General features: G+C 43.5%; 7 protein-coding genes. 3 read left to right on the top strand and 4 right to left on the bottom strand.

All coding sequences use genetic code 11. From position 1 onward, the window contains the following. On the top strand, positions 1-1057 hold a 1057-nt coding region (locus tag AC1DRQ_RS28165), incomplete at its 5' end, for a hypothetical protein (RefSeq protein WP_477428944.1). 57 nt (positions 1058-1114) lie between these two features. Here AC1DRQ_RS28165 and AC1DRQ_RS28160 read toward each other — a convergent pair. The 3 genes from AC1DRQ_RS28160 to AC1DRQ_RS28150 form a co-directional block, all read right to left on the bottom strand. Then, entirely contained in the window at positions 1115-1930 is an 816-nt protein-coding gene (locus AC1DRQ_RS28160) for a DUF4249 domain-containing protein (protein WP_477428942.1), read from the bottom strand. 5 nt (positions 1931-1935) lie between these two features. Beyond that, positions 1936-4617 carry a TonB-dependent receptor gene (locus tag AC1DRQ_RS28155; protein WP_477428940.1) on the bottom strand — a complete coding sequence of 894 codons (2682 nt, stop codon included), beginning with the start codon at positions 4615-4617 and terminating at the stop codon, positions 1936-1938. 184 nt (positions 4618-4801) lie between these two features. After that, the gene (locus tag AC1DRQ_RS28150; RefSeq protein ID WP_477428938.1) at positions 4802-5776 is read right to left on the bottom strand and encodes a FecR family protein; all 975 of its coding nucleotides are present in this window, start codon (positions 5774-5776) and stop codon (positions 4802-4804) included. Between the two features lie 166 nt (positions 5777-5942). Here AC1DRQ_RS28150 and AC1DRQ_RS28145 point away from each other — a divergent pair, with 166 nt between their 5' ends. Further along, complete coding sequence (locus tag AC1DRQ_RS28145) at positions 5943-6119, top strand: KOW motif-containing protein (protein ID WP_477428936.1); 177 nt, start codon at positions 5943-5945, stop codon at positions 6117-6119. A gap of 6 nt (positions 6120-6125) precedes the next feature. Further along, positions 6126-6752, top strand: coding sequence for a hypothetical protein (locus AC1DRQ_RS28140; protein WP_477428934.1), 627 nt, complete (start codon positions 6126-6128; stop codon positions 6750-6752). Positions 6753-6924: 172 nt separating this feature from the next. Here the strand turns inward: AC1DRQ_RS28140 and AC1DRQ_RS28135 are convergent, their stop codons facing one another. Continuing rightward, entirely contained in the window at positions 6925-7512 is a 588-nt protein-coding gene (locus AC1DRQ_RS28135; protein WP_477428932.1) for an RNA polymerase sigma-70 factor, read from the bottom strand. Between the last annotated feature and the right edge of the window lie 202 nt (positions 7513-7714).

Genomic DNA, 7714 nt, shown 5'->3' with positions numbered 1-7714 from the left:
GGATACCCTGGCCCAATTTGCCGGGTTCGAAAACTGGCGAACATTTACACGGCAGCATAAGCCTGCAGAAATACCAGTAAAAGATAGTCCAAACATTCCTGCACCATCAAAAGAAAAAACCGGTTGGAGATTAAAAGCCGCATTGATCATTATTGCTATTATTGCCACTACGCTTATAGCCATGTACATCAAAAAAGAGCCTGCTCCGGTTGCACCAGGTTCTTATACATTTAGCTACAAACCCGTTACACGTGACATCCCCAATTCAGTCATCTTCAGTTATAACGCCAAAGCCGCTCCTACTGATTCAATTTTTATACAGCAAAGCTGGGATCCGCAAACCCGTACATTGGTTGATAAAAACTTGCACCAGCATACCTCCGTTTACTATAGGCCAGGCTCATACCATGCTAAATTAGTGGTCAATAAACAGATAGTGAAGGAGCTACCGCTCTTGATCGCTACCAACGGCTGGCTGGGTTTAATAGCCCATAAGCCCATGCCTGTTTACCTTAATAAGAGCGAATATATTAACCAGGATGTTATGGGGCTTCCGGTATCAACCATCCTGAAAAAGAATATTGAGCTTGAGCCTCAGCCGCCTATGGTTGAGTTTTATAATGTAGGCAACTTTGAACCCGTGCCGCTCAATGATTTTTCTTTTAGCGTTGAGCTTAAAAACGGTTATTACGAGGGTGCCGCTACCTGCCGGTTTATGAATATTTCACTTATTACAGATCAGGTCCCGATAATTATCCCCTTATCTGCAAAGGGTTGTGTATCTGACCTGAATTTATTGGACGGACAAAACATGGTATCGGGCAAAAAAACCGATTTCTCGGGCTTTGGCACTGACCAGTCGGAATGGGTTAAGGTTACCTGCCGTAGCACCTCTTCAAAAATTCAGTACTATGTTGATGATAAACTGGCCTATGAATCGCCCATGCCTGCTAAAAAGATGAAGATTGTTGGTATGGGGTATTATTTCCAGGGAACCGGTTCTGTAAAAAAGATAGAACTCCGGTCAGGCAATAAGGTGGCGTTCCAGGCTTTTTAAAACCAAAAGGCTCCTGAATCAGGAGCCTTTTGGTTCATTATAAAATTTCTAACAATATTATTGTACGGTGATTGTCTTACGGGTTATGGTATAAGCGCTGAAATAGCCCAGGCCATCTCCAGAAATATTACTCATCGGGTTTGACGGGGCGGCGTTATTGCCATCGCCAGAAGCGCCCGTAGTAAGGCTAAAAAAGTATTTATAAACCGCGGCGTCAATACACTGCATTTCAACCATCAGTTGTTTACCGGTCCTGATTTCGCGGGCAGGGTCGTCATTATCATTGTTATAGTTGAGCCGGCTGTTCACCGTTTGCCCGTTGGTAAACTCATCCTCATCAACAAAAACGGTTTTCTCCTTTATGTTATCAATGTATTGTACAAACCTGTAATAATTCTCTTCTGCCGCCGGGTCTTTATATTTTACGGTGGCTAAGCGCATCTTGCTGCCATCTTTATTGGTCGCAAATTCATCATTCACCACATAAATACTGTCGAGACTTACCGGCTGGGGCATGGTGCTTGCCGATGTATAAGTTTTATCGCCTACTTTAACAGTTAAATGGTAAGTGTGACCAGGGATACCTGTCAGTGTACTGTTTTGATATACACCGGTAGCGGTAGGTTCGAAAGAATAAACCGTGCCATCACTCTCCACACTAACCTGGGCGCCGCTTATGCCGATAAAAGTATTGTCATCGGTGAATTTTTTAGACTGGCTCAATAACACTTTGGCTCCTCCGGCCTCGTTCGTAACAACGCCTTCTATCACGTATTTTGGGTCGCTGTTTTCCAGATTCAGGTCTATCGCTTTCTCGCAGGAGCTGAAGAGAGCCAGCAGTATGAATAAGGCAGAAAAACGTATAGTATACATGGTAATTAAAATTTAAAGTTATAAGTAATAGAGGGCACGTAAGTAAATAAAGTAGTTTTTACAGCCTCTGTTCTGTTGGGATCATCTTTGTTATCCCTGAAAAATATGCGGTAGGCATTCCGGTTGCCATAGGCATTATATAAGCTAAAATTTAGTTCGGAACTATATTTTTTGGTTTTCTTTAACTGTTTGGTAGCCCCAAGATCAAGCCGGTGATAGGCGGGCATCCTTGAGCCATTACGGTTGGTATAATAATAGTAGTTTGCACCGTCGATCTGGTATTTACCACTGGGATAAGTAACCGCATCGCCGGTATAGAAAACAAAATTGGCAGATAGCGTCCACTTCTCGTTTAGTTTGTATATGCCTACTACGGCCAGGTCATGCGTCCTGTCTTGTCGGGCGTTGTACCATTGGTTTTGGTTGATACCATCAATCAGGCGCTCTGATTTGGAGAGTGTATAGCTTATCCAGCCGGTTAAACGGCCTGCTTTTTTCTTGATGAGCAATTCGGCGCCATAGGCCCTGCCTTTACCATAAAGCAATTGGGTTTCTATGGGTTGATTGGTAAATATATTGGCACCATTACGATAGTCGACCTGGTTTTGCAGTTTTTTATAATAGGTCTCAACGGTTAGCTCATACTTGTGATCGTACAGATCCCGGTAATAACCTACCGAAAACTGGTCGGCCAGTTCGGGCTTAATAAGGTTGGTACTGGCCACCCACTTATCTGTAGGCGATCCTGGGGTTGAATTACTGATCAGGTGCAGGTTTTGCGCGTTACGGGCATAAGATGCCTTAACCGAGCTTATGTCATTAAGCTGGAAAGCCGCGGCCACACGCGGCTCGGGGTTTACGTAAGTTTTAACCACCTGGCCTGAGCCGTAATATTTTGAATCGGTTATTTTACCGTCGGCATCTACATTGTAATAGGTACCTGGCCCCATAATGCTAAAGGCAGATACTCGTACCCCGTAGGTGAGGCTAAAACGGTCGGTAGCTTTCCAGGTATCGCTTAAATAGGCCGCGTTTTCCCAGGAGTACCGGGTTTCCAACTCCTGCGATACGATACCTGAATTACCGGTGGCCGATATTTCGCCCGGTTTAATGGTATGATGAACGCTGTTGATACCGAAACTTAAAGTATGGTCGCCGCCGATGTCATATTGCATATCCTCCTTCAGGTTCCAGTCCTGGATACGCGAGGTGATATTGTAATTGTTCACATCCTGCTTGAGCTTGATCTCGTAATCATAATTACTGTAAATGAGCGAAGTGTTGGAGAAAAACCGGTTGTTAAAAATGTGATTCCAGCGCAGTGTACCTGTAGTATTGCCCCAATTGATGCCGTTCACATTATCAACCGACAGCACGTCTTTCCCAAAGTAACCTGAAATATACAAACGGTCTTTATCCCCCAGCACATAATTTGCCTTGGCATTCAGGTCATAGAAATATAACTGGCTACGGTTAATGTTGGTATCCTTCGCGAATTTCAGGAATACATCTGCATAAGTACGTCGTGCCGAGATCAGGAACGATGATTTACCCTTCTGGATAGGTCCCTCGACATTCAACCTGGCGGCAATCACGCCTACCCCACCGCTCACACCAAACTTCTGATTGTTACCATCGTTCATTTTAACATCTATTACCGACGATAGCCTGCCTCCATATTGTGCCGGCATATCGCCTTTATAAACACTTACATTCTTGATAGCATCTGAATTAAAGGTGGAGAAAAAGCCAAGCAGGTGCGATGCGTTATAAACCGTGGCCTCATCCAACATGAGCAAATTTTGATCCGCAGCTCCGCCGCGTACATAAAAGCCGCCACTGCCTTCCCCGGCAGATTTGATACCCGGCAATAACTGTATGGTTTTTATCACATCATGCTCGCCCAGTAATACCGGAACATCATTGATCTCCTTGATGCTTAATTTTTCAACACCCATTTGAGGGCTTTTTAAATCGCGGGCGCCTTTTTGTGTGGCGGTTATAGTTACGGTTTGTAACTCCCGGGCATTATCTTCCAGCGCTATATTCAGCTTTTTATCTTCGTTAAGCGTTACGGGTATGGTAGCGGTTGTTTGCCCTACCGCGCTGATCACCAATTCCTGATCACCTGCCGGCAAGGTTAGCGAGTAAAAACCATAACTATTGGTTGAAGTTCCCTGCGTACCAGATGATACACGGATACTCGCGCCTATGATGGTTTCACCAGACTGTTTTGATGTAATAGTTCCGCTTATGGTGTGTTTTCCTGCTGCCGGTTTTGCCGCCGGGCCGGCGCCGGGCTTTTTTAGCTTTGCCGCGTCATAACGGATCAGGATATCCTGATCAAGTTCAGCATAACTATAAGGATATGCGGCCAGGGCCGCGTCAAGTACCAGCCTCAGGCTTTGTGCCTTTGCATTAACAGTTAATTTGACACTGCTGGCAGCAACTGCTTCATTATAAGTAAAACGTACGCCACTGGCCTCGGTAAGCTTATCAAGCGCCTGCCTGAGTGGTACATTATTAAAACTGATAGTAACCGTTTTATCCAACGGCGATTGAGCGAAGGCAGACAGGTGACCTACTAAGGTCAGGGCTGTGATACAGAAAAATATTCTTAAAAACTGGTGTAACTTCATTAAGGAGTAAATCAGGTTAGGGAGCCTTATCGGTCCGTTTTTTTTCATAACTTTAAGGGGTTTAATAATAACCGGCCATAGTTTTCGAAGGCATTGGCAGGCTAAAACGTTAAATACATGCCCGGTTCGGTTTCCCTGAACCGGGCTTTTTCATAGGTGTGTGCAGGGGCAGAATTAAAATTTCATAGTTATTTATTGTCAGTTGTTTTGGGGTAAGTAATTCATGTTTATTTTAGGGATGCAAGAGGTAAGTTCCACCTTGTTTTTCCCAATGGGTTTCCATAACGGCACATAGCTTATCGAGCGTGCGGTTAAGCGGGGCGGTGGTTTGTAAGCGGCCATAAAAGGCTTTTCCTGCTAATTCGGGAGCCGGGCTTATCTGGATGCCGTATTGAGTCTCCAGTTCACGGGTTACTTCCTGCAGGGATGCGCCTTTAAAATCAAAAATGCCTTTACGCTGATTCAGGAATTTGGCAGCATTTGGGTAGTTTTCCTTAAAAAGAGTGGTTGTAGCTTTCTGGTATACCGTTCTTTGGTTGGCGGTTACCATCTCTGGTTGCTTGCCTGTATTTGCCGATACCCCAACTTTTCCGCTCACTACGGTTACTTCAATAGCAATAGCTCGCGGGTAAGCCTGTATATCAAAACTGGTTCCCAGTACTACAGTTTTTACAGCTCCCGATTRAATAACAAAAGGATGGCCGGCATCATGTACCACTTCAAAATAGGCCTCTCCTTCAATACTAACATTACGCAGCTCACCCCTGAATTTTTCAGGATAACTGATGGTGGTTGATGGACTGAGCCATACATGTGTACCATCTGCCAGGTAGATCTGCCTGTATTGCCCCGGGTTGCTTGATAATTGTACTTGCTTAACAGGGTCAATCATGTTTAACAGCGGGACCCGGTAAAATGCAGCAAGACCTATGGCAAGTACAATGGCCGCGGCAGCGGCTATATTGCGCCATAAAGGATATATTTTTTTTACTTTAGGAACCTGTTGCTCTTCTATCTGTGCGGTAATCTGGTCTAAGATGGTTGTCCTGATCTCATCTACCGATGTATATTTACTATCAGCAAGCAATAGCTCTTCATCATTAAAATCAGCATACCATTGCTCAAACCTTAACTCTTCTTCGGGTGTAAGTGATCCTTTAAGCCATTTATGCGCCAGTTCTTCAGGATTAAAGCCGTTATTGTCCATTTAACTTTTAGTGTCTTTACGGATATAGTCAGCTATTGTACGGTTTACCCTTAGTGGTAAATGAAAAAAATATTAATTAATTTAATGCGGACATAATAGCATTAATTACCCTGTATTCAACTTGTAAAGAAGCAGGATATAGCTTAATATTGATAAAAAAAGATAAATGACAGCTGTACAATTAAAGGACGGCGCTCAATGCAAAGTTATTGGCGGCACGCATGCTGGAAAATCTGGCGTGGTAAGAGATATAAAAACCGGGAAGACAGGGCATGTATCGATCACAGTAGTGCAGGCAAACGGCGTAAGGTTTAAAACACTTGCAAAAAATGTGGAGATTTAAGGTAAAATGAGCATCATTGCGCAATTAGCCTCCTCGCTGGGCCGCCGGGACGAGGTACCCAATCAGGAATTGGCAAAGAAAGTAGCTGAAAATAACGATGAGGGCTCCGTTCAGGAACTTATCGAAAGCTTACAGCATAAAAGTGCCGCCATTCAAAATGATTGCATCAAGGTGTTATATGAGGTTGGCGAGCGGAAACCTGTATTGATTGCAAGTTATGCGCCAACATTTGTGGAACTGCTTAATCATAAAAATAACCGGCTGCAATGGGGTGCGATGACTGCGCTTTATGCGATTGTAAAGGAATATCCTAAAACCATACAGGAGAACCTGGTCAAGATCGTAGCGGCAGCAGACAGCGGCTCTGTGATCACTAAGGATTATGCGGTCAGGATCTTAGTAAGTCTTTGCGCATTTAAAACCTATGCGAACGATGCTTTCACCTTGTTAAATGAACAATTGTTAAACAGCCCGACTAACCAGTTGCCGATGTACGCAGAACTCGCGATACCGGTGATCAATGACGATAACAAAGGCATTTTTGTTAAAACCCTAATATCCCGCCTGGATGATATTGAAAAGGATACGAAACGCAAACGGGTAGAAAAAGTAATAGCGAAATTCAGTAAATGACCTTGTTATAGCTTTGATTTGTTTTCAACAACCGCAAATCATCATGCTCCTTAAAATCAAAAACCAAGTTAATGGTGTAGAGTGCAATCTCGTTTATAAGTGAAAACACAGTCTCATTTAAAAAGAAAATTCACATATGTTAAACCGCTGTAATTGTTGTTTTTTTTACAAATTATTTATGGAGCAGATAAATCAGCACCGGTACAGACAGCTTTAGGGTTTGACGAAGCGTGCTTARGGCTTTGGTCATGTGCGCTTCTACGGTTTTCTCTGCAATGTTCAATTCGGCGGCAATTTGGGCATTGGTTTTTTGCTCATCACGACTTAACAGGAAAACTATCCGGCATTTTTCGGGCAGGTTGCTAATTCCCCGCTCCAGTTGCATCCTGAGCTCTTTTTCTGATAACCAGTGGTTGGTACTATCCTCCCCCTGTGGTGAGCTGATGGTTAGATGATTTATATGCCGTTTTTTGCGATACTGCCTGTCAAGGTGATTAATGATCCTGTATTTAACCGCAACCGACAGATAGGTATTCATGGTATGAGTAAGCTGTATGGATAAGCGGCGTTGCCAAAGGCTCAAAAACACTTCCTGAACCACCTCTTCTGCTTCGTGCTCATCATCCAGACGGTGCATGGCCACGGTAAACAGCTTATCCCAGTAACGGTTATACAATTCGGTAAACGCCGCCCGGTTATCCTTGCGCATCAATTCTAATAACTGATGATCTGTAGTTGTTCCGGGTAAGTGGTGCTGCATATTGAGAATATGACGATCAATTGCTGCATTCGTTACACAGCAGATATGCAAGTTTACAAGAAATCGTTCAATCCTGGGATATTATAGCAAACTTATTGGCTATTTTGGATATCTATTTTTAAAATGAATCAGTAAGATAATCAATTATATAAAGGTTATTTACCTTTCAATTGAACCATTACCCTGATGGTTTTTAAAATTA

The sequence above is a fragment of the Mucilaginibacter sp. P4_E8 genome, assembly GCF_056401495.1.
The sequence above is the reverse complement of the archived record's forward strand: the minus strand, read 5'-3'. Positions and strand labels throughout refer to the sequence as shown.